Origin of the sequence: Paenibacillus sedimenti (assembly GCF_014534655.1) — a bacterium.
In the GTDB taxonomy this organism is placed as follows: Bacteria; Bacillota; Bacilli; order Paenibacillales; family NBRC-103111; genus Paenibacillus_E; species Paenibacillus_E sedimenti.
In genome coordinates this window covers 309,813-330,909 of the sequence record NZ_JACVVD010000004.1, presented here as the reverse complement: position 1 = coordinate 330,909, position 21,097 = coordinate 309,813, and the positions used below count along the sequence as shown (strand labels likewise).

20 protein-coding genes are annotated in these 21,097 nt (G+C 44.8%); 13 read left to right on the top strand and 7 right to left on the bottom strand.

What is annotated here, in order from left to right; translation table 11 throughout:
• Positions 1–52 precede the first annotated feature (52 nt).
• Positions 53–1,942, bottom strand: coding sequence for a methyl-accepting chemotaxis protein (locus ICC18_RS14405; RefSeq protein WP_188175117.1), 1,890 nt, complete (start codon positions 1,940–1,942; stop codon positions 53–55).
• A 266-nt stretch (positions 1,943–2,208) separates the two neighbouring features.
• On the opposite strand from ICC18_RS14405, the gene ICC18_RS14400 reads away from it, so the two are divergent.
• The 5 genes from ICC18_RS14400 to phoU (ICC18_RS14380) all read left to right on the top strand — a co-directional run bounded on the left by ICC18_RS14400 (position 2,209) and on the right by phoU (ICC18_RS14380) (position 6,634).
• A complete protein-coding gene (locus tag ICC18_RS14400; protein ID WP_188175116.1) occupies positions 2,209–3,213 on the top strand; it encodes a PstS family phosphate ABC transporter substrate-binding protein in 1,005 nt (334 codons plus the stop codon).
• A gap of 109 nt (positions 3,214–3,322) precedes the next feature.
• Positions 3,323–4,291, top strand: coding sequence for a phosphate ABC transporter permease subunit PstC (pstC, locus tag ICC18_RS14395; protein WP_376745639.1), 969 nt, complete (start codon positions 3,323–3,325; stop codon positions 4,289–4,291).
• Positions 4,291–5,160, top strand: a complete 870-nt coding sequence (pstA, locus tag ICC18_RS14390; protein ID WP_188175115.1) for a phosphate ABC transporter permease PstA — start codon at positions 4,291–4,293, stop codon at positions 5,158–5,160. Before pstC ends, pstA begins: the two co-directional genes overlap by 1 nt.
• Before the next feature lie 23 nt (positions 5,161–5,183).
• Positions 5,184–5,936 (top strand): phosphate ABC transporter ATP-binding protein PstB, encoded by a 753-nt coding sequence (gene pstB, locus ICC18_RS14385; RefSeq protein ID WP_188175114.1) that lies wholly within the window; start codon positions 5,184–5,186, stop codon positions 5,934–5,936.
• A gap of 38 nt (positions 5,937–5,974) precedes the next feature.
• A complete protein-coding gene (gene phoU, locus ICC18_RS14380) occupies positions 5,975–6,634 on the top strand; it encodes a phosphate signaling complex protein PhoU (protein WP_188175113.1) in 660 nt (219 codons plus the stop codon).
• Positions 6,635–6,759: 125 nt separating this feature from the next.
• Here the strand turns inward: phoU (ICC18_RS14380) and ICC18_RS14375 are convergent, their stop codons facing one another.
• Positions 6,760–6,948, bottom strand: coding sequence for a hypothetical protein (locus ICC18_RS14375; RefSeq protein ID WP_188175112.1), 189 nt, complete (start codon positions 6,946–6,948; stop codon positions 6,760–6,762).
• A gap of 188 nt (positions 6,949–7,136) precedes the next feature.
• On the opposite strand from ICC18_RS14375, the gene phoU (ICC18_RS14370) reads away from it, so the two are divergent.
• Positions 7,137–7,796, top strand: coding sequence for a phosphate signaling complex protein PhoU (phoU, locus tag ICC18_RS14370; RefSeq protein WP_188175111.1), 660 nt, complete (start codon positions 7,137–7,139; stop codon positions 7,794–7,796).
• 77 nt (positions 7,797–7,873) lie between these two features.
• On the opposite strand, the gene ICC18_RS14365 is transcribed toward phoU (ICC18_RS14370), so the two are convergent.
• On the bottom strand, positions 7,874–9,445 hold the full coding sequence (locus ICC18_RS14365; protein ID WP_188175110.1) for a response regulator: 1,572 nt from the start codon (positions 9,443–9,445) through the stop codon (positions 7,874–7,876).
• Positions 9,446–9,825: 380 nt separating this feature from the next.
• Between ICC18_RS14365 and ICC18_RS14360 the strand changes: the two genes are divergently transcribed.
• On the top strand, positions 9,826–11,568 hold the full coding sequence (locus tag ICC18_RS14360; protein ID WP_188175109.1) for a GGDEF domain-containing protein: 1,743 nt from the start codon (positions 9,826–9,828) through the stop codon (positions 11,566–11,568).
• 10 nt (positions 11,569–11,578) lie between these two features.
• Here ICC18_RS14360 and ICC18_RS14355 read toward each other — a convergent pair whose 3' ends face one another.
• Positions 11,579–12,328: an HAD family hydrolase gene (locus ICC18_RS14355; RefSeq protein ID WP_188175108.1), complete on the bottom strand. Its 750-nt coding sequence runs from the start codon at positions 12,326–12,328 to the stop codon at positions 11,579–11,581.
• Between the two features lie 133 nt (positions 12,329–12,461).
• Here ICC18_RS14355 and polA point away from each other — a divergent pair, with 133 nt between their 5' ends.
• The 5 genes from polA to ICC18_RS14330 all read left to right on the top strand — a co-directional run bounded on the left by polA (position 12,462) and on the right by ICC18_RS14330 (position 18,267).
• Positions 12,462–15,119, top strand: coding sequence for a DNA polymerase I (polA, locus tag ICC18_RS14350; protein WP_188175107.1), 2,658 nt, complete (start codon positions 12,462–12,464; stop codon positions 15,117–15,119).
• A gap of 249 nt (positions 15,120–15,368) precedes the next feature.
• Positions 15,369–16,229 (top strand): DNA-formamidopyrimidine glycosylase, encoded by an 861-nt coding sequence (gene mutM, locus ICC18_RS14345; protein WP_188175106.1) that lies wholly within the window; start codon positions 15,369–15,371, stop codon positions 16,227–16,229.
• Positions 16,230–16,318: 89 nt separating this feature from the next.
• Entirely contained in the window at positions 16,319–17,047 is a 729-nt protein-coding gene (locus ICC18_RS14340) for an MntP/YtaF family protein (protein ID WP_188175105.1), read from the top strand.
• Positions 17,048–17,068: 21 nt separating this feature from the next.
• On the top strand, positions 17,069–17,665 hold the full coding sequence (gene coaE, locus ICC18_RS14335; RefSeq protein ID WP_188175104.1) for a dephospho-CoA kinase: 597 nt from the start codon (positions 17,069–17,071) through the stop codon (positions 17,663–17,665).
• Positions 17,662–18,267, top strand: a complete 606-nt coding sequence (locus tag ICC18_RS14330) for a lytic transglycosylase domain-containing protein (protein ID WP_188175103.1) — start codon at positions 17,662–17,664, stop codon at positions 18,265–18,267. The genes coaE and ICC18_RS14330 overlap by 4 nt, the downstream gene beginning before the upstream one ends.
• Positions 18,268–18,329: 62 nt before the next feature.
• Here ICC18_RS14330 and ICC18_RS14325 read toward each other — a convergent pair whose 3' ends face one another.
• Complete coding sequence (locus ICC18_RS14325; protein WP_188175102.1) at positions 18,330–18,554, bottom strand: alpha/beta-type small acid-soluble spore protein; 225 nt, start codon at positions 18,552–18,554, stop codon at positions 18,330–18,332.
• A 108-nt stretch (positions 18,555–18,662) separates the two neighbouring features.
• Here ICC18_RS14325 and nrdR point away from each other — a divergent pair, with 108 nt between their 5' ends.
• Positions 18,663–19,124, top strand: coding sequence for a transcriptional regulator NrdR (gene nrdR / locus ICC18_RS14320; RefSeq protein WP_188175101.1), 462 nt, complete (start codon positions 18,663–18,665; stop codon positions 19,122–19,124).
• Positions 19,125–19,145: 21 nt separating this feature from the next.
• Here nrdR and ICC18_RS14315 read toward each other — a convergent pair whose 3' ends face one another.
• Both ICC18_RS14315 and ICC18_RS14310 read right to left on the bottom strand, forming a co-directional pair.
• Complete coding sequence (locus tag ICC18_RS14315) at positions 19,146–19,961, bottom strand: alpha/beta fold hydrolase (RefSeq protein ID WP_188175100.1); 816 nt, start codon at positions 19,959–19,961, stop codon at positions 19,146–19,148.
• Positions 19,942–20,496, bottom strand: a complete 555-nt coding sequence (locus tag ICC18_RS14310) for a PadR family transcriptional regulator (protein ID WP_188175099.1) — start codon at positions 20,494–20,496, stop codon at positions 19,942–19,944. Before ICC18_RS14310 ends, ICC18_RS14315 begins: the two co-directional genes overlap by 20 nt.
• Positions 20,497–21,097 lie beyond the last annotated feature (601 nt).

Here is a 21,097-nt window from a genome sequence, read left to right as displayed (position 1 = left end):
TTTATTTCCCGGCGGGAAGGAGAGGGGCGGTACTGATTTGCTGTGAAATCTACTATGGCTTGCTAATGAGTACGGGCTCTTTATTTTCCGAGAGCTGTTCTTGTTCGTCGTCTGGCTCCGAAGCATCCTGGCTAAGAACTGGTTCATTTGCTGAGATAGTATCTACGCTAGTCTCTGCTTCCAAAGTATCCGGTTTCTCGTTATCAGAAGAGATCTTAAATTTGTTGATTTCTTCGGACAATTGTAATGCAAGACCTAAGATATCGTCTGACTGAGTTGCGATATGCTGAATGGCGAAATCTTGCTGGGTTGACGATGAATTGACTTCCTCAACACCTGCGGCAGTTTCCTGAGCAATCGAAGCTACATGCTGTACCGACTCAACTAATACAGAATTCTTCACCTCTGCTTGCTCGATTAACACGTGTGCCTGACCGATCTGATTGGTCAGTTCGTCCATGGATTCGCGGATTTCGTTGAACGCTCCTAAGCTATCGTTCATCTTCTGGTTTTGCTCTCCAAAGGACTGCTTTGCCGTGCCTAAGGAGGTTTCAAGCTCTGACATTTGCGCAAGTAGTGATTGGACAATTTGATCAATGCCTTTAGAAGAATTACTTGTTTGCAATGATAAAACGCGTACCTCTTCCGCGATGACGGAAAAGCCTCGCCCATGCTCCCCGGCTCTTGCGGCTTCTATCGCAGCATTCAGCGCCAATACGTTGGTTTGCGCGGAAATCTCGGTGATGGTTCCGACGATTTTGCGGATTTGCGCAGAGCTTTTTGTTAGAGTTTCCATCGCCATGTAAACCTGATGAAGCACATCCTCGGAATGGTTCACTGCAGACTTTAATGCTTCCATTGACTTGGAGCCAAGATGGGTATTAAAAGCTGCTTCCCGGCTTGTGTGGAGCATCTTGTTTGTGGAATCGGAAATTTGACGAATCTCTGTCGATAATTGGGATAGAATAGCGCTGCTCTTGTCCGAATGATTAGCCTGCTCCTCCGCTCCGGCAGAGATCTCTTGAATGGAACGGATGATTTCTTGATTGGCTGTAGCGGTTGCTCCAGAAAATTCGCGAAACCTTTGCGAATGATCCGACAGAGAGTAGGCGATCGTTTGGGTGTGCTCAAGCATGCTGCGGACCCCATCGACCATAAGGTCGAAGTTTTGGCTTAGCATACCGAGTTCATCTTTGGCCGTACTATTGATCTTATTTCGTAAGTCCCCGCCGGCAATCTGTTGTACGGCCTTCTGCAGAAGCTGAATTGGTTTCATAAACGAACGAACAAGTACAAATGATATGAAAAGTGTAAAGATTAAAACAATAAATAAGGTCATAATCGCCACATTAACAGTATTATCGAGAAGCTTGTCAGTGCTGATCACTGCATTAGCCGCATCTTCTTTATAAGCTTGACTAAACTGGTCGACCAGTTCAAATATATATTCCTTATGTACTTGTGAAGAGGTATGTATCGTTTCTAACTGCTTAGTTACGTCCTGCATGGATAGACTTTTATTTTCAACGACGGAAACTGCGGTATCAAATGCAGAGGTAAATTCCTTTGCAGTATTGGTTAGACGTGCTCCCCATTTTCTTTCATCCGAATTAGAGGCTGTTTCTGATATCTGTGCTACCAATTTATAAAACTCTTCTGATTTTTCCTTGAATGGACTAACCAGCTCTGTGTTTTTCGAAATCATCATCGCTGACTTCAAAGCATCCAGCTCATTCGCCATAAGTTTAAGATGTAAAGAAAGCAATTGTTTATCTGCCTGTTGATTTTGAAAAGAAAACTGACTCTTAATCTGATTCACTTGCATTAGATTGAAAACAGATACAGCGGTAAAAATAATAAATAATAAAGAAAAGCTTACAATTAATTTGGTTCTCATCGTAAATGTTACTCTTCTTCTCCGTAAATGCATTAGCAGCTTCATATGGTTCCTCCTAATGTATGTATATCCTTCTCTATTTTTTTGGATTAGTCCAATTCTACTATTGTAGAATTAATTTAATGACGTAAGTTTGTAAATTTAATGTAAATATTGGTCGAATAAAGTCGTAATCTGAAATTCTATGAAAACAACCTCGAATTTCAGATATTTTACACTGCGTTTACAAATGCATGAAATAGAGAAAACAAATGCTGGGTATGATGTAGAAGTAGAGTTGATAAAACGAAAATTATTAAGGAGTGGTCAAGTTGTTTAAAGTTTTGACGCGTAAGAGCACAATCGTATTATCCTCCGTTGTTTTAGCATTGTCTTTAACTGCGTGTGGTAAAGCTCCTGAAAAAAATCAAGGTGCAACACCTGCTGCAGGTACTGCGACACCTGCTGCAACTGCTGCTCCGGCACCTGCTGGATTGAAAGGTGATATCAAAATCGATGGTTCTTCCACAGTATTCCCGATCTCTCAGGCGGTTGCAGAAGAATTTATGAAAAAGAATAAGGATGTTAAAATCACTGTTGGAGAATCTGGTTCCGGTAACGGCGCAAAGAAACTAATCGCTGGTGAGATTGACATTGCCGATATGTCCCGTAAGTTCAAGAAAGAAGAATTAGAAGAACTGAAAACTAAACAAAGTACTGATGCAGTCGAAATGCCGGTAGCGCTTGACGGTATCACTGTAGTTGTTAATAAAAAGAACACTTTTGCTAAAGAATTGACTGTTGAAGAACTTAAAAAAGTATGGTCCAAAGATAGCAAAATCAAAAAATGGAATGAAATTCGTCCGGAATTCCCTGATAAAGAAATTAAGCTGTACGGTCCTGGAACTGCATCCGGAACATTCGAATTCTTTACAGAAGCAATCAACGGTAAAGCGAAAGAATCCCGCAACGATTATACTCCTTCCGAGGACGATAACGTTCTTGTAAAAGGTGTAGCTGGTGACGAGTTTGCAATGGGTTACTTCGGTTACTCCTACTACAAAGAAAATGAAGCAAAGCTGAACGCAGTTGCCATCAAAAAAGATGCAAATTCTCCAGCTGTCTTGCCTTCACATGAATCAATCGAAAAAATGACATACGTTCCGCTTGCACGTTACATCTATGTATATCCAACAAAGAAATCCATTGAACAGCCGCACATTAAAGAATTCTTGAAATTCTACAACAGTGCTGATGGAGCAAAATTGGTGGAAGCTGTTAAATATATTAAACTTCCGCAAGATGTCATGAATAAAAACTTGGATCAGCTGAAATAATTTAATCATCCGCCCAATACAAGTAAGGAAGCCGTGGCATCCATAGTGCAAGTCCTATGGTATGTCACGGTTTTCATGATATCAAATGCTAAATGTGGGGGAAATGCTAATGGAAATGGAACAAGTGATGAAAACGAATATAAAAGAGATCTCAAATGCAGGTCAGGATCAAAATAATATAACAAGTTTTAAGAAGAAAAAAAGCATCCTTTCGTCCGACGTGCTGATACCTAAAATATTGGCATTTTTTGCTGTGATTTCAGTCTTAACTACTGTAGGAATTGTGTTTGTCCTGGTTTTTGAATCCATAGGCTTTTTTAGAGAAATTCCGATTTGGGAGTTTATAACCGGAATTGAATGGACACCGTTATTTAGTGACCCCAAATTCGGCGTTCTGCCGCTAATTTCGGGAACTTTGCTTGTAACTCTAATTGCGAGTATTGTGGCAATCCCAATCGGATTGGGAAGTGCCATTTATTTAAGTGAATATGCTCAACCCAAAGTTAGGAATGTGCTGAAGCCTATCCTTGAGATTCTTGCAGGGATTCCTACGATCGTTTATGGTTTCTTTGCTTTAACATTTGTAACGCCTATTCTTAAGTTCGTCATCCCACAAACAGAAATTTTTAACGCACTGAGTGCAGGTATTGTTGTAGGGATAATGATCATACCCATCATCTCTTCTATGAGTGAAGATGCCATGGTAGCCGTTCCAAACGCATTGCGCAATGGCGCTTACGCTCTTGGTTCGACCAAACTAGAGGTGGCTATTAAAATAGTTGTACCTGCTGCATTGTCTGGGATCGTAGCTTCCTTCGTTCTCGGATTGTCAAGAGCCATTGGCGAGACCATGATTGTGACATTAGCAGCCGGTAACATGGCTCACTTGTCTTTTAATCCATTGGAAAGCATACAAACGTTAACGGCATATATCGTATCGGTTAGTTCAGGGGATACGCGGTACGGTTCTATTGAATATTTGACGATTTATGCGGTAGGTATAACGCTTTTCATCATGACCCTCGTTATGAATATATTGGCTGGTTACATCTCCAGAAAGTTCAGGGAGGAATACTGATGGCAACAACGACAGAACTGCAGCATGTCAATAAACGGAAAAGAAAAAATAAATTTTACCACTCGTTGTTTTACACTTCGACCTGCTTTGGCGTAGTTGCACTTGCCTTATTGTTAATCCAAGTGATCGTTCAGGGCGGCAGTTGGCTAAGCTGGGATTTCCTTACAAACTTCTCTTCACGAATCCCGGAAAATTCTGGCATAAAAGCAGCCTTAGTAGGAACCTTATGGTTGATGTTGATTACGGCTCCACTGACTTTTATCATCGGTGTATCTACAGCCATTTATTTGGAAGAATATGCTAAAGACACAAGATTAAGCAGAATTATTCAAACAAATATTGCGAATCTCGCCGGTGTTCCATCAATTGTATACGGCCTGCTTGGTTTAACTGTATTTGTACGGCTACTCGCATTGGAACGGAGTATATTGTCAGGTGCACTTACGATGACATTGCTTGTTCTTCCAATTATTATCGTGTCATCCCAAGAAGCGATTAAAACCGTTCCGCAGTCGCTAAGAAATGCTTCATACGCACTTGGCTCTAACCGGTGGCAAACTATTGTTCGCGTTGTACTGCCGTCCGCACTTCCAGGAATTATGACCGGATCTATTTTATCCTTATCCAGAGCAATTGGTGAAACAGCCCCTCTTATTGTTATTGGTGCAGTTTCCTACGTAGCATTTTTGCCTAAATCACCTATGGATACTTTCACTGTTATGCCAATTCAAATTTATAACTGGGCGAGCCAACCGCAAGCTGAATTTTCTTATGTTGCCGCTGCAGGTATAATTGTTTTGCTTGTCATGCTGCTAAGTATGAATGCTTTCGCCATTTATTTACGGAACAAGTACCAACGGAAGTTTTAGAATAGGACCAGGGGGATTACTTTATGTCTATAGTTAGCATCAATAATCTAAATTTATATTATTCAGAATTTCATGCTTTAAAAAATGTCGGTATGCAAATAAAAAAGAATTCTGTTACAGCTTTTATTGGTCCCTCGGGCTGCGGAAAGTCCACTTTGTTGCGTACCTTAAACCGGATGAATGATATGATCAAAGGAATCAGGATTGAAGGGGAAGTTAAAATTGACGGCCAGCATATCTATCATCCCGATGTTAACGTAGAGCTTCTTCGCAAAAATATCGGAATGGTATTCCAACAACCAAATCCTTTTCCGAAGTCCATCTATGATAACATTGCTTACGGTCCCCGTATTCACGGAATTACGGACAAAGCTCAATTAGATCATATCGTGGAAAGCAGCTTAAAAGCTTCTGCCCTTTGGTCGGAAGTAAGTGATAACCTGAAAAAGTCAGCATACGGTTTGTCGGGCGGTCAACAACAGCGTCTGTGTATTGCCCGAGCATTAGCGGTTAATCCTCAAATTTTGTTAATGGATGAACCGACTTCAGCTTTGGACCCAATCTCAACATTAAAGATCGAAGAGCTGATTAGAGAGCTTAAAGATAAATATACGATTATTATCGTCACCCATAACATGCAGCAAGCTGCACGGATATCGGACGATACATCATTTTTCTTAAATGGTGAGGTCATCGAATCGAATGTCACGGATAAAATTTTCACTATGCCTTCTGATCAAAGAACGGAAGACTATATTACAGGTCGTTTCGGATAAAACAAGCTATCGAGAATCGAGAAAAGGGGAGCTCCATATTGGACAACCGATTTAGTTTTCACCAATCCTTAGAATCTTTGCAAAAAGACCTGCTCAGTATGGGGAGCCAAGTTGAGAATTTGATTCATCAAGCCGTTGAAGCATTAGCAAAAATGGATGAAAAGCTGGCGAAACAAACGATTGAGCAGGATGACCTCGTTGATGACATGCTGATTCGCATCGAAGAGAGTTCTCTCCGTCTGATTGCCCTTCAGCAGCCAATGGCAGGTGATCTCCGAATCATAAGCATGGCGCTTAAAATTGCCACGGACTTGGAGCGAATTGCCGATCATGCGGTTGACATCGCGAAGATTTGTATTCGTATGAACGGTGAAGAATTATTAAAGCCGCTCGTAGATATTCCTAGGATGGCAGAGCTTACGAAAATTATGCTTCAAGAAAGCCTTCTTTCCTATACGGAACGCGACATCCACCGCGCAGCGGCATTGGCTGAGCAGGATGATGAAGTTGATAAACTGTATAGCAGCATTGTTGACGAACTAACCCGATTAATGGGTGCAGATTTCGTAAAAAACCGGCAGCTGTCACAACTGATGCTTGCAGCACTGTACTTGGAACGCGTAGGCGACCACTGCACGAATATCGGTGAGGGCGTCATATATATGGTTACTGGGAAACGCAATGATTTAAATGTATAAGTCCTGATAACAAGTGAAAAGGAAGCTCTGATATTCAAATGCTGACCTAATAGGGGTCTGATTGAATTCAGCAGCTTCCTTTTTTATGTTCCTATGAGACAAGCCCGAAGGCATCACTAAATGGATTATTTAGTTGTGCCGTAGGGATTGGCTTCGATCTTGCCGTTTAACCACTCAAATTCATATTCAAATTGTTCTATGGAGTCATAATGTTCTGGTGAGTACGAACGCACAATTTGACTCTCTGTTGTACCGATACCTAAAGCAGATAAGGATAATAAACAGACAAATGAAAGTATTAATTTAACTGTCATATTTGGATGCCTCCGCCACTTTAAGATAACTTTATTGTACGGTGCATATGTAATTGGAGTATTATCACAAAGTAAATAAAATGTTTAAAAACGGGGGGAAATAAACATAGACGATACGCATAAAATTAAAGTGGATTAGACTATATCACAGGAAGATTCGGTTAACTTAGCAGGAAGGGGTGAAGCAAATGGACGCAAGACCGGGGTTTCATCAATCGCTGGTTTTATTGCAAAAAGAACTGCTTGACATGGGAGACAGTGCGCAAAATTTGGTTCGTTCAGCTGTAGAATCTTTGGCCAAGTTAGATGAGAAGGCGGCAGATCAGGTTATCAAGAACGACGATCTGATCGACGATTATTTGACGCGTATCGATGAGTTGTCACTGTGTTTGATAGCACTGCAGCAGCCGATGGCAAGTGACTTGCGCATTATCAGCACCGCGCTCAAAATTGCAACGGACCTGGAGCGTATTGCGGATCACGCCGTTGATATTGCCAAAATCACGATTCGTTTAGCGGGTGAGGAATTGGTGAAGCCGCTTGAAATTATTCCGCAAATGGCTGAAATCGCAATTGAGATGCTGCAACAAAGCCTCGACTCTTATACAGAGCGTGATGTGCACCGCGCGTCAGCGCTTGCCGAGAGAGACGACCGCGTCGACAAACTGTACAGCATTGTGATGCAGGAACTAATAAGCCTGATGAGCGAGGATTACAACCGGAACCGTCAATTGACCCACCTGCTGTTGGTCGCGCATAATTTGGAGCGTGTTGCCGATCATGCGACCAATATCGGCGAAGGCGTTATTTATATGGTAACGGGTAAGAGAAAAGACTTAAACATATAGGCTTAACTGCTAAGGGGCTATCCTGATGTCTTCAGATGACATTAGGATAGCCCCTAAATTCGTTCTGCTGGTCACATTCATTCTGACCGGATAGCAAAGCGAATCAGAAAGGTCGTTCCCTTACTGCTGGATTGTACTTCAATAGGCGCATGATGTCTCGCAGCGATACTGTAGCAGATTGCGAGGCCTAATCCGGTACCATGATCTTTGGTCGTAAAGAAAGGTCTACCCAGCTTCTCAAGATGTTCTTCATGAATGCCTGTTCCTTCGTCGGAGATTTTAAGTACCACGTGCTTAGCCTCTTTACACGTTTCCACTGTCAGCGTACTTCCAGCTTCCATAGCCTCCAGTCCATTCATGCACATATTCAAAATTAATTGGCGGATCTCTTTATCGTCCAGACTTAATTCGGGGCAATCGTCCAGACGGAACTGGACATGCTTGCCCGACATTACGGCTTCTGCTTGAATTAATGGCTGAAGCGTTTCAATAATGCGGTTCAGGTGTTCCATTTGTTGATGCGTCCGTTTGTTTTTGGCCAAAGATAAGTACTCGGTAATGATGTTGTTGGCACGATCGAGTTCTTCGAGCATGATGTGGATATATTCTTTCTCCATTTTGCGTTTACTGTCACGAAATAATTGAAGAAATCCTCGAATTGTTGTCATCGGGTTGCGAATCTCATGCGCGATGCCCGCGGCCATCTCACCGACTAGATTCAACTGGGCAAGACGCGCCATCTCCGTTTCATATCTCAAATTCTCCGTAATATCTATGGCGACTTGAAGCAAGCATTTCTCATCTTCGATATCAATAATTTCAGTCGATAGCAATGCTGTGCGGATTTCTTTGGATTTGGTTTCGTATTTCACCTTGTAATTGTGTATGACTTGATTGATCGGCACAACTTCGCCGAGCTCCGGTCTTATAAAATTTGCTGCAGTGCCAATGATTTCATCTCCGTAACCGGTGTAATGTTTCCAGCTTTCATTGACTTCTATATAGATATAGTCCGATAATCGGCGAATCGCCATAAGGCAGGGGGAAGAGATGAACATTTTCTTGAAATGCTCCTGGGATTTCATCAGCTTTTCATGGGCGTCAACCAATTCGGAGGTTCGCTCTTCGACCCATTGCTCCAGGAGGAGATTCTGTTCTTTTAACTTGGTTTCCGCCTGGGCTAATCTTCGATTCGATTCTTCCAGTTCAAGCGTTCGCATTTGCAGAAGCTCGCTTTGCACCTTGATTTTTTGATGATAACGGTGCAGTTTGACGAATGCGTCCACCTTCATTTTGAGTAAATCAGGGTGTATAGGCTTAAATAAATAGTCGATGGAACCTACGTGATAGCCTTTCAATACATGCTCGATCGACATACTGAGTGCGGTAAGGAAGATGATCGGAATGTCTTGACAGGACTTCCTCTGCTTGATCAGTTCGACCGTATCGTAACCGTTTAATCCGGGCATTTGCACGTCCATCAAGATGACGGCGATAGGATCCGGCGATTCTTTTAGTAAGTATTTGAGAACTTCTTCTCCCGATTGAAGCGAGACAATATCGTATTGAGATGATGCCAATATGCTATTCAGAGCCAGCAAGTTTTCATAACGGTCATCTACCGCCAAGATTTTTACTTGTTGTTCCATTTCATATCCTTTCTGTGCTTTTCCTTAGCACGTACACACCTAACAATCCCTCGTTTTCTTTTTCGGGAGAAAGAGCGAATTCCCTCTTTTTCTTGGCAACTCTTTACATTCATTTTACATAAAGTTAATAAAGCTTGTTATTTGGTTTGGTAAGATATAAGGACAAGTATTTTTATGAAAATAATAAGATGAAAGTTAAAAAAGTCCGCTTTCAAAACCGAGAAGGTTGAACGAAAACGGAGAAGGAGGAACGGAGCGTAGTGATTTGCTACGTGAGTACCGGACTTCCCGGTTTCGTTCAAGATTCGATGCCGATTGACTTCTGGAGATACTTCGTTTTCGAAGTGGGCTTTATTAACTTCCTATAAGGGATGATAGCTATGAGCGTTCAGTCAGATTCTTTATCGCAGTTTCAGGAAATCATTAAACAGCAGTCGATATATTCGGTCTATCAACCTATCGTTTCTTTACAAGATGGGAGTGTATTCGGGTACGAAGCTTTAGCGCGCGGTCCGAAAGGGAGCATCTTTCACTCTCCGCTGGAGATGTTTGAGTTCGCTGAAAAGCAAGGGGAGTTATACATACTGGAGAAGCTTGCACGTGAAAAAGCCATTCAAGGTTCAATTCTTGAACATCATCAGCAGCTACTCTTCATCAATATTTCATCACAAGTGTTATATGATCCGCAGTTTGTTCCCGGTAAAACGCTGGAGGTTTTGCACCAGTACGGACTCCGCCCCAGCAATGTCGTGTTCGAAATTACCGAGAGAAGCTCTATTGAGGATTTTTCCCTGGCAAAAAAAATACTGGAGCACTACCGGAAACAAGGCTACCGGATTGCGATTGATGATGCGGGAGCCGGTTACTCTTCCCTTCAAGCGATTGCCGAGCTGCAGCCGGATTTTATAAAAATCGATCGTTCACTGATCGAAAGCATACATACGAATAAAGTCAAAGAGTACATCGTGGAAACCTTCGTGACTTTTGCGCAGAAACTGAACATCTCACTCATTGCAGAAGGGATCGAGCATGCGGACGAATTGATTAAATTAACACGCCTTGGGGTTCACTATGCGCAAGGTTATTTGATTGGAAGACCTTCTGAGCGTCCGGTTCAAGTTGAGGAAAGCCACCGCACGCTGATTTGGCAGCATCGCAAAGTCGAGGGAAGCGGGATGACCTGGACGATCGGGGATTTGGCGACCCCCGTGAAGGTATTTGACAAGAAAACGGTTATCTCCGAAGTGGCTGATTATTTGAAAAAAAATCAGGAGGCCGTCGGTGCCGTGATCGTGAGCGAGGACAGTCCGGTTGGACTTATGATGAGGGACCGTTTTTTTCAGCAGTTGACCGGGCAGTACGCGTTCTCCTTATTCTGGAATCGCACGATTGATAGTATCATGGACGATGCCCCCCTAATTGTAGATGAGTATATGGCTGTGGAGCAGGTGTCACAAATGGCAACTTCCCGTTCGATTCAACGCTTGTATGATCTGGTCATTATTACAAGTAAGGGGAAATTGGTGGGATCAGCTTCCATCAGAGCGATTCTAGAGAGCATTACGAATGTGCGGATGGAGTCGGCTCGAGTCGCCAATCCGCTAACCGGGCTGCCTGGCAATCTGCAAATCAACAGGGAGCTAAACAAGCGAATATTAGAAAACAAACCGTTTCATGTCGTTTATGCGGATCTGGATTATTTCAAGTGGTTCAATGACCGTTTCGGCTTTCAAAGAGGGGACCAATTGATTCAGTACACAGCGGATATTATGCAGCAGGCAATCGCAGTATGCGGGACACCGCATGATTTTGTCGGGCATGTTGGAGGCGACGATTTTATTGCGATTTCAGCCACCAGCTTTCCGGAACTGCTATGCCAGGAAATGATTCGCCGGTTTGATCAGGGCGTACAGTTGTTTTATGAGGGTGAAGAGTGGGATTATGTCCGAGATCGGGCCGGTAACCCGGTAAAGAGTGAGGGCGTAACGCTTTCGCTCTCGCTTGTCGTCTGCAGTTGTGATACGCCCATTTCGCTGGAACAAATTTCGCAGTGTGCTGCGCTGTTGAAAAAGAAAGCGAAGGCCCATCAGGGAAGTATTTATTACTTCCAAAACATATGTTAAGGGCCTTGAACTAGAACGTGTACTGAAGCTGCTTAAAAGAACGAACGATCACGACTTTCTGTTTGCCGATTCGGCGTTCCGATATTTTCTTGATATTCCCCGGATGAATCCATATGGCATCCATTCCGCACGAGGTCGCACCTACGATGTCGTTGCGCCACGAATTACCGACCATGACGCTATGGCTTGCAATTGTGCTCATCGTCTTCATGGCCGCCTCAAAGATTGCAGGATGCGGTTTACGCGGCCCATCCTTCTCCGAACTAAATAGCCGATCCTGCTCGATCCAGGCCGTCAGTTTAAGTTTCTGCAGATTGCTTTGCAGCCGCCTCCTGTTGCCGTTACTGATAATTGCAAGCTTGTAGTTTTTCGATAAAGCCTCCAGCGTGTCTTCAACGCCCGGGAAGAGAGCGACGAAGTTATCTTCTTGCTCCTCGACCTGTTCGAAAAAAGACCGTGTAAATGCCGGATTGACGTTGACCGGGAACGGCTGCAACGCTTTGCGCAAGCATATATGCCGAAGCTCGTCGGGCGATATGGGACTCCGGACGGGCGCCTTCCGGTGCCGGCCCCATTCCAGCTTGTAGCTTTGCAGAGCATCTTGTGACGACCAATTCTGATCCTCAGGATCCCACCGGGCTGTATAGTCGTTCATCACTTCAAGAAAAGCCGAATCAAAGCACTGCCTGCGATCCAGGATCGTATTATTCATATCGAAAAAGATGACCTTTTTACGTGTCGGGGAAAAAAAAGGGCTCATTTGGAGAACCTCCTTCTGAAGACCGCTTAACCAAATATTTGCTTCCCTACATGTTTATGTGCGCAACTGTTTTTTTATTTTTATTTCATATGCTATGATGAAGAGAGTATGTTTAAAATCGGGGTGCGCAATTATGGATAAGCTTATTATTATTGATGGTAACTCAATCGCCAACAGAGCCTTTTATGCTTTACCGCTGCTCAGCAATTCCAGTGGATTGCATACGAATGCGGTTTATGGTTTCACGACCATGCTGCTCAAATTAATTGAGGAAGAAAAGCCGACTCACTTTTTGGTCGCATTTGACGCGGGCAAAATAACATTCAGACATAAAGAATACACCGAATACAAGGGCGGAAGAGCGAAAACGCCTCCTGAGCTTTCGGAGCAATTCCCGCTCATCAAAGAACTGCTGAAAGCGTTCCAAATCCCGCAGTTTGAGCTGACGGGCTATGAAGCTGATGACATTATCGGAACGCTGACCAGAATCGCTGACGAGAGAGGCGAGAAAGTATTGCTCGTTTCTGGAGACAAGGACATGCTGCAGCTTGCTTCCGACAATGTAACCGTGGCCATTACGCGTAAGGGTATCACTGAAGTTGAACGGTACAATCCTGAGGAAATCAAGGAAAAATACGGGCTTACACCTAACCAAATCATCGATTTGAAAGGTTTGATGGGCGATACGTCGGATAATATTCCGGGTATCCCGGGTGTAGGCGAAAAAACGGCATTGAAGATGCTTCATGAATTCGGCACCGTGGAAGAGGTGCTGGCGAATACGGCTAGCTTGAAAGGCAAAATGAAGGAAAAAGTCGAGGAACATGCTCAAGATGCGATCATGAGCAAGGAACTGGCGACGATTTTCCGTGAAGTGCCGATGGAAACAGAGTGGTCGTCGTTCCGCTACGAAGGCTATGACGGACAAGCTTTGTCAGGGATGTTCCGCAAGCTGGAGTTCAAGTCTCTGCTGGAAAAAATGGATTTTGCAGGAGGCTCTGCGGCTGAGGACGACCAGGTTGTAGAGCGCCTTGATGTTCAGATCGTAACAGCTGCAAGCGTGCAAGAGCTAGTCTCAGCATTGGGCGAAAGTGCACCGATTCATGTGGAGATCGTCGGCGAGAATCCTCATCATTCGGAAGTCGTTGGCGTAGCGTTCTATATAGAAGACGGGGGCAAGAGCATGTACTTGCCGTTTGAGACGCTGATAAGCGAAGCGGGTGCGCCTGTCCGTGACTGGCTAAGCGATGACTCGAAGAAGAAGCAGTTGTTTGACCAGCACCGTGCGGAGCTGGCGCTGGCTTGGCACAGTGTCCAACTTCGCGGGGTGGACTTCGACGTGCTGCTGGCCGCTTATCTGCTCGATCCGACAGAATCGAATCTGACGCTCAGCGGCCTCTCGGGCAAATACGGCCTGCCGGGCATCAAGGCCGATGAAGATATTTTCGGCAAGGGCGCGAAGTTCCGCTTGCCGGAACTGCCTGCGCTAAGCGAGCACCTGTGCCGCAAAGCGCAGACGATCTCGCGCATCGTTCCGGTGCTGCGCGTAGAGCTTGAGAAGGGCGAGATGCATCGCCTCTTCTATGAGCTGGAGCTGCCGCTCGCCGGCGTGCTCGCGGAGATGGAGCTGCGCGGCATCAAGGTGGACGCCGCAGACCTCAAGGCGTTCGGCGACGAACTCGCGAAGCAGCTCGAGATCATTATGGCGCGAATCTACGACCTCGCCGGCGTAGAGTTCAACATCAACTCGCCGAAGCAGCTTGGCGAAATTCTGTTTGAGAAGCTGGGTCTGCCAGCTTGGAAGAAGACCAAGACCGGCTACTCGACGGACGCCGAGGTACTGGAAAAGCTTGCGCCCTACCACGAAGTTGTAGGGCAAATCTTGAACTACCGATCGCTGGCTAAGCTGCAATCGACGTATGTCGAAGGGCTGCTCAAAGAGGTGCGGCCGGAGACCGGTAAGGTGCATACCTATTACCGTCAGACGATCGCCGCCACTGGCCGCCTCAGCAGCCAATACCCGAACCTCCAGAATATTCCGATTCGTCTGGAGGAGGGCCGCAAAATCCGCAAAGTGTTCGTCCCATCCGAGCCTGGATGGTACATTCTTGCCGCGGATTACTCGCAAATCGAGCTTCGCGTGCTCGCGCACATCTCGCAGGATGAGAAGCTGAAGGAGGCGTTCCTTCAGAATATGGACATCCATACGAAGACGGCGATGGACGTCTTCGGCGTAGCCGAGAGCGACGTCGACTCGAACATGCGCCGTCAAGCGAAGGCCGTCAACTTTGGTATCGTTTACGGCATCAGCGATTACGGCTTGTCTCAGAACCTGGACATTACCCGCAAGGAAGCGGCTGCTTTCATTGAACAATATTTTGCCGTATTCCAAGGGGTTCGCAAATATATGGATGATATCGTCAAAGATGCCCGCAGTAGCGGCTATGTGACGACGTTGTTGCAGCGCCGCCGTTATCTGCCTAAAATTACGGCTTCAAATTTTAATCTGCGTTCGTTTGCAGAACGGACGGCGATGAATACGCCGATCCAGGGAACGGCTGCGGATATTATCAAGCTCGCTATGGTGCAGATGGCTGAGCGCCTGAAGCAAGAGCAGCTGAAAAGCCGCATGCTGCTGCAAGTACATGACGAACTTGTTTTCGAAGTTCCTGAAGAGGAACTTGAGACAATGAAGCGCATTGTCCCGGAAGTAATGGCCGGCGCTTTGAAACTTGACGTTCCGCTGCGCGCGGATGTAGACTACGGCCTAACCTGGTACGACGCCAAGTAAGGAGGTTTTAAAATACCACTTTGATAACGATGTCGTCTCAGGACGCTTAATCGGCATCGAATCTTGAACGAAATCCGGGAACTGCGGTACTCACGTAGTACCCCACTACAGGGATGCTTACGAAGCCAGTTTTCCTCCGGAAAACTCTCAGCTCCGTTTCTCGTTCTCCGGATTTCGTCCAACCTTCTCGGTTCTGAAAGCCGACTTTTTAAACATTCATTTTAATTTTTTTTAGAGAGGTGATGTCCGGTGCCCGAACTACCTGAAGTCGAAACCGTCAAACGCACCCTGAATATGCTCGTCGCCGGCAAAACCATTGAGCATGTTCAGGTTCGACTGCCCCGCATTATTCAGAAGCCGGATGATATTCATCTCTTCGAGGTGCTGCTTCAAGGGCAAACGATTCAAACGATAGAGCGTAGAGGGAAATTCCTGCGTTTTGTCCTCGATGATTATGTCATGGTCTCGCATCTGCGTATGGAGGGGCGGTACGGATTGTACCAAGGCGATGATCCGCTGGAGCTCCATACGCATGTGCTGTTCCGGTTTACCGATGGCACCGAGCTCCGGTACAAGGATGTCCGGCAGTTCGGCACGATGCATTTGTTCCCCAAGGGCGATGAGCTGAAACAGGCCCCGCTGCACAAACTGGGCTTGGAGCCGCTTGATGAGGCGTTCACGTTCGAAGCATTCAGAGAGCGGATTGCGAATCGTTCCACGAAGATTAAACCGCTCCTTTTGAATCAAGAATATATCGTAGGGATCGGGAATATTTATGTAGACGAGTCTCTCTTTCTGGCCGGCATTCATCCGGAGCGGGAAGCGTCATCGCTGACGCGTAAAGAGCTTGAAGCTCTGCACGAAGCGATTGTTCGTACACTCCTGGATTCGGTCGAAGTCGGCGGCTCTTCGATAAAATCATATGTCAACGGACAAGGTGAAATCGGCCTTTTTCAACATCAATTGAACATCTATGGACGTCAATCCGAGCCCTGCAAAAAGTGTGGAAGCGAGATTTACAAGACGGTTGTAGGCGGCAGAGGGACGCATATTTGCCCTGCATGCCAACCGCTTAAACGGAAGCGAGTGCGAAAGAAAACCGTGAATTAGGCACGCGATGCCCACCCTCCTCATAGGATATGGAGTACTTAGCCCAGGGAATTGTATACTCTTGGGGCAAAACTCTTAGGAGGGGTCTTATGCTTCCTGCGGTTTCTTTGCTTATTCTCGCGTTTGCAGTCTCTTTGGACGGTTTCGGTGTCGGTGTCATGTACGGCCTGCGCAAAATTCGAATACCGCTCCTATCCATTGGCATTATATCGATTTGGTCGGGAATTATTATATTTGCTTCTATGCAAATCGGTGTTCTGATGTCCTCCTTCATGAGTCCGATATTCGCCAAACGAGTAGGCGCATTGATTCTTATTGGCATCGGCATCTGGGCTTTGGTGCAGATGAGGCAACAAAAGACTTTAGAAGTCCAAGAGCATGGGAAGTCTGCCATATCATCCGTCCATCCTGCAAAGGACGGTTCCCAGCTGACAGGCGAGCTAGTGGTTCAGACATTTGATACACTCCAGAGGACGAAAGAGATTTTGAGCATTGAGTTGAAAAGATTCGGTCTCGTAATACAAATTCTGCGGACTCCTTCCATTGCGGATGTGGATCGATCCGGCAACATCTCGGCTTCAGAAGCCACATTGCTCGGGTTGGCACTTTCCCTGGATGCTTTCGGCGCAGGCATAGGCGCTGCTCTGATTGGTTTCCTCCCTGCCTTGACGGCATCGGTTATTGCTTTATCAAGCGGTACGTTCATTGCTATCGGACTACGGATCGGTTTCCGCTATGCAGAGATGAATTGGATGAAGAAACTTTCGATCCTCCCAGGATGTATATTAATTTTGATGGGTATTATGAAAATGTTTTAATACTTGAAGGAGCATCTTCATATGAATATCGGGTTAACAGGAGGTATCGCTTGCGGCAAGAGCACAGTAAGTGCCATGCTAGTCAGCCGCGGCGCCATATTAGTAGATGCGGACCAATTGGCCCGCGACGTTGTTGAGCCCGGCAGCCCTGTTTTGGAAAGGGTTGCTGCGCAATTTGGACAAGCGGTCTTGCATGCGGACGGATCTTTGAATCGCAAAAAACTTGGCGAGATCATTTTTGCTGATACCGCAGCGCGCAAGCAGCTGGAAAATTTACTGCACCCGCCGATCCGCTCGTTAATGCGTGAACAGATGGAAACTGCAGAGCGTGAGCACCCACAGAAGCTGGTTGTAATTGACGTGCCTCTGCTGTATGAATCCGGTCTTACGTCGATGTTTCAAGAAGTAATGGTCGTGTATGTTCCCAGAGAGGTACAAGTGGAGCGACTTATGCTGCGTGACGGTATAACGGAGATGGCTGCACAAGAAAGGCTGGCTGCGCAAATATCGATCGAAGAAAAGCGGGGACTGGCTGACATTGTCATTGATAATAGCGGGACGAGGGAAGAAACGAGTCGCCAGGTCGACCAGTTTTGGTTTAGGAAGGGGCTTTCATGACATTTTTTCGCAAGAAGCGGGTTTTCGCACTTCTGCTGATTTGTTTTGTCCTGATCCTGTTCATGAATAGTACACTTATAGGAAGAAAATTGTATCCGATTTATTACGAGAAGGAAATTCGCCAAAGTGCGGCGAAACATCATATAGATCCTTTTCTGATTGCTGCAATTATCAGGGTTGAAACGAATTATAAGGTTCATTTGGAATCGCACAAAGGGGCTATCGGCCTTATGCAGCTTATGCCGGATACGGCAGCTTGGATCGTGGAGTCAGCAAATTTGGGGCCTCACTCACAGGAAGATTTAGTGAATGCGGAAGTCAACATTAACCTGGGAGCTTGGTATTTGAATTGGCTTACCAAGCATTATAGCGGGAATTTGGTTTATGCCATTGCCGCTTACAATGCAGGTCAAGGGAATGTGAATAAATGGAAGCAAAATGAGATTTGGGACGGTACGGAAGCAAATATTGATCAGATCCCGTTCGGTGAGACGCGGCATTATGTGCAGCGAGTGCTCTATTATTATGAGAAGTATACGAAGCTGTATGATAAGCAATGGACTGATTCAACTGCGGGTATAAATAAAGAAGCATTGGACTAGCTCCTTGACGGGGCGTTAAGTCCAATACTTCTTCTTTGCAGATCAAAGGTTAGGATTCAAGATTACTTGAATTGACCAGCCAAAGATTGTTCTGCAATCTGTACCAGGCGACGAGTAATGTTACCACCGATGGCACCAGCGTCACGAGTAGCCATATTACCCATGTATCCATCTTGAGGGATGGCGATACCGAGTTCTTGCGCTACCTCGTATTTCAGCTGATCCAACGCTGCATTAGCTTGGGGAACTACTAAAACATTGCTGCTGCGGGATTGTCCTGCTGCCATGTCTGTTCACCTCCTTGTCGTTGGTAATTGTATTATGTGCGTTTCTTTATTGATCATAACAAGTAACATCTGGTAACATACCAGGAAAGAAAGGAGAGAAGAGAGCGAATGAGATGTCCGTTCTGTGACTTTAACGGTACGAAAGTGCTCGATTCCCGATCTGCGAACGAAAATAAGTCGATTCGCCGCCGTCGAGAGTGCGAGAAATGCGCGCGGCGATTTACGACATTTGAGATGGTGGAAGAAACGCCGCTTATTGTGATTAAAAAAGACGGCAGCAGGGAAGAATTTAGTCGAGAGAAAGTAATGAGGGGCTTGATTCGAGCTTGCGAGAAACGTCCGGTATCGATGGAGCGGCTGGAGGTTATCGTTTCGGAAGTAGAGATGCAGCTTCGTAATACCGCACATGCCGAAGTGGACAGCTTGGCCATCGGGGAGCTCGTTATGGAGCAATTGTACCCGGTCGATGAAGTGGCGTACATTCGCTTTGCTTCCGTCTACCGGCAATTCAAGGACATCAACATGTTCTTGAAAGAATTGACGCAAATCTTGGGGAAACACGATAGCTGAACATTTGAGAGAAAAGCGCAGTTAATGAAACTGCGCTTTTTTGCGATAAAAGTTCTCTACAACAACGTTGAATTCATTTGGCATATCCGCGTTTGCGCAATGTCCCGCCCCGGGTAAAAGCACCAATTGAGAATGTTTTTCTAATTGATGGAGTTCCATCGCCGCTTCGTGAACCAGCTTAAGATCGTGTTCCCCGAAGATAATCAAAAGAGGGTACGTCATAGGGGTATCTTTTGTTGTAAAAAATGTGTTCATTCCCGCCATAGCAGAAAATGATCGTCTGCTAAAGCGTTGAATCCCGCGAGTAAACATATCACGGGCCACATCGGTATGACATGAAACGGAAGTAACATACCTTCGAAATTTCTTCATTGAAAAAAGAATGTACAGGATCCACTTTAATCCTTCAGTTCTTTGCGCCTTCAATATTCGTTCATTCGCCTTATGAATCGAATATCCTCCCACGATGGTAACTGACTTTACTCGATCCGGATAACGATCTGCAAACGCTTGTGCGACAAGTGAGCCTAATGAGACACCAAGAAGATGGCAGGAAATGATGTCGTTTTCGAATAATACTTGGTTTAAAATTTCCGGCATATCTTTTATCGTGACTTTTGATCCCATGATTTGGCTTTCCCCGTGACCAGGCATATCAATTAAGATTACCTGATAATTATCCTTAAAATGATCAATTTGCAGCTCGAATATGTTATGGTCAGCAAATCCCGGATGTAACATCAAAATCGTTTCTTTTCCCTTATTTTCTATAACGTAATAAGAGATTTGAGCTTTTTTGAATACCAGTTTTCTTGTCTTATTCATTACGCTGTTCATGCGGGCTTCCCTCCAGTTCAGTTAAAAGTTCGTTAAACCATTCCAACATACTCCGGTGATAAAAGAGTCCCAGATCCAATGTTTTAAGTTGGTATTTTACCACTTGCTTTAGATGTTCCGGCACTTCTTTCTGAGTGGCTTCAGTAAAAGAAGCTTCAAATTCATGGACCGTGGATTCAAGATGAGTAACGACTGCTTTTACAAGTTCAACACGCTTCGGTTGTGGCATAAATCCTAAGAAAAATAATCGTGTTGTCACATCCTGCTCCAAACGATTCGGAGCGATAGAAGACAACATCCAGTCCATGAAGTACTGCCTTCCTAGATTGTTAATTGCATAGATCTTTTTTCTCCGGCCACTTTCAACTACTTCCGTAAGTTCAACATGGCCGTTGCTCTCTAGTTTTTTTAATGCTGCTTGAATACTTCCAAGACTTGCGCTAAAAAATGGAGATACTTTCTGCTGTAATACGTTCTTAATATCATATTGTGTTAGATTGCGAATCAACAGAAGCCCCAAGATAACAAACTCCAATGGATACACTTCCTTAAAAATTAAAGTCAAGTTGATTTTAACATACCTAATAGGTATATTAAAGATTAAAATTATGACGTATGGCCAAATTTCAAGGGTTACATAAACGAAGGAAGCAACTGAAGATTAGCTTAAACAAAAACGCTCAATCCCAAAAGCATCAAGGGATCGAGCGTTTATTAATTTGCCATCGAAATTACCGTAATCCTAGACTTTTTTTAGCTTGTTGATACTCAAATGAAACCTCGAACAGCATTTTAAATACAGGGTTGCTTTCCAATCTGGATTTTAAGAAAGGAAACAATTTAGGCTTCTCATATTTTAAAATGGTTACCACTTCGACAAGCGGACCGTGTGATCTTTGTATGTTGTAAATCATATCCACACATTTATTAAGAGACGCGAGGTTATCACCAATTAAATCTAGTTCTTTAACAATGAGATACTTCTCCATAAGGCCTATTCCCTTTCAGTCAATTAGTCCAATAAACCTAATATAACATGTTGTTTTGAAAGAAACTGTGTTAAACAATACAAAATGAATACGGATCATCATGTTTCATTTCTTCTAAATATTTTTTTCGTTACATAGGCGGAACTA

What these genes read in the sequence shown, in the direction of transcription:
- ICC18_RS14405 (WP_188175117.1), bottom strand. Translation starts at nt 1,942, where the DNA reads ATGAAGCTGCTAATGCATTTACGGAGAAGAAGAGTAACATTTACGATG.
- pstC (WP_376745639.1), top strand. Translation starts at nt 3,323, where the DNA reads ATGGAAATGGAACAAGTGATGAAAACGAATATAAAAGAGATCTCAAAT.
- pstA (WP_188175115.1), top strand. Translation starts at nt 4,291, where the DNA reads ATGGCAACAACGACAGAACTGCAGCATGTCAATAAACGGAAAAGAAAA.
- pstB (WP_188175114.1), top strand. Translation starts at nt 5,184, where the DNA reads ATGTCTATAGTTAGCATCAATAATCTAAATTTATATTATTCAGAATTT.
- ICC18_RS14375 (WP_188175112.1), bottom strand. Translation starts at nt 6,948, where the DNA reads ATGACAGTTAAATTAATACTTTCATTTGTCTGTTTATTATCCTTATCT.
- phoU (WP_188175111.1), top strand. Translation starts at nt 7,137, where the DNA reads ATGGACGCAAGACCGGGGTTTCATCAATCGCTGGTTTTATTGCAAAAA.
- ICC18_RS14365 (WP_188175110.1), bottom strand. Translation starts at nt 9,445, where the DNA reads ATGGAACAACAAGTAAAAATCTTGGCGGTAGATGACCGTTATGAAAAC.
- ICC18_RS14360 (WP_188175109.1), top strand. Translation starts at nt 9,826, where the DNA reads ATGAGCGTTCAGTCAGATTCTTTATCGCAGTTTCAGGAAATCATTAAA.
- ICC18_RS14355 (WP_188175108.1), bottom strand. Translation starts at nt 12,328, where the DNA reads ATGAGCCCTTTTTTTTCCCCGACACGTAAAAAGGTCATCTTTTTCGAT.
- polA (WP_188175107.1), top strand. Translation starts at nt 12,462, where the DNA reads ATGGATAAGCTTATTATTATTGATGGTAACTCAATCGCCAACAGAGCC.
- ICC18_RS14340 (WP_188175105.1), top strand. Translation starts at nt 16,319, where the DNA reads ATGCTTCCTGCGGTTTCTTTGCTTATTCTCGCGTTTGCAGTCTCTTTG.
- coaE (WP_188175104.1), top strand. Translation starts at nt 17,069, where the DNA reads ATGAATATCGGGTTAACAGGAGGTATCGCTTGCGGCAAGAGCACAGTA.
- ICC18_RS14330 (WP_188175103.1), top strand. Translation starts at nt 17,662, where the DNA reads ATGACATTTTTTCGCAAGAAGCGGGTTTTCGCACTTCTGCTGATTTGT.
- ICC18_RS14325 (WP_188175102.1), bottom strand. Translation starts at nt 18,554, where the DNA reads ATGGCAGCAGGACAATCCCGCAGCAGCAATGTTTTAGTAGTTCCCCAA.
- nrdR (WP_188175101.1), top strand. Translation starts at nt 18,663, where the DNA reads ATGAGATGTCCGTTCTGTGACTTTAACGGTACGAAAGTGCTCGATTCC.
- ICC18_RS14315 (WP_188175100.1), bottom strand. Translation starts at nt 19,961, where the DNA reads ATGAACAGCGTAATGAATAAGACAAGAAAACTGGTATTCAAAAAAGCT.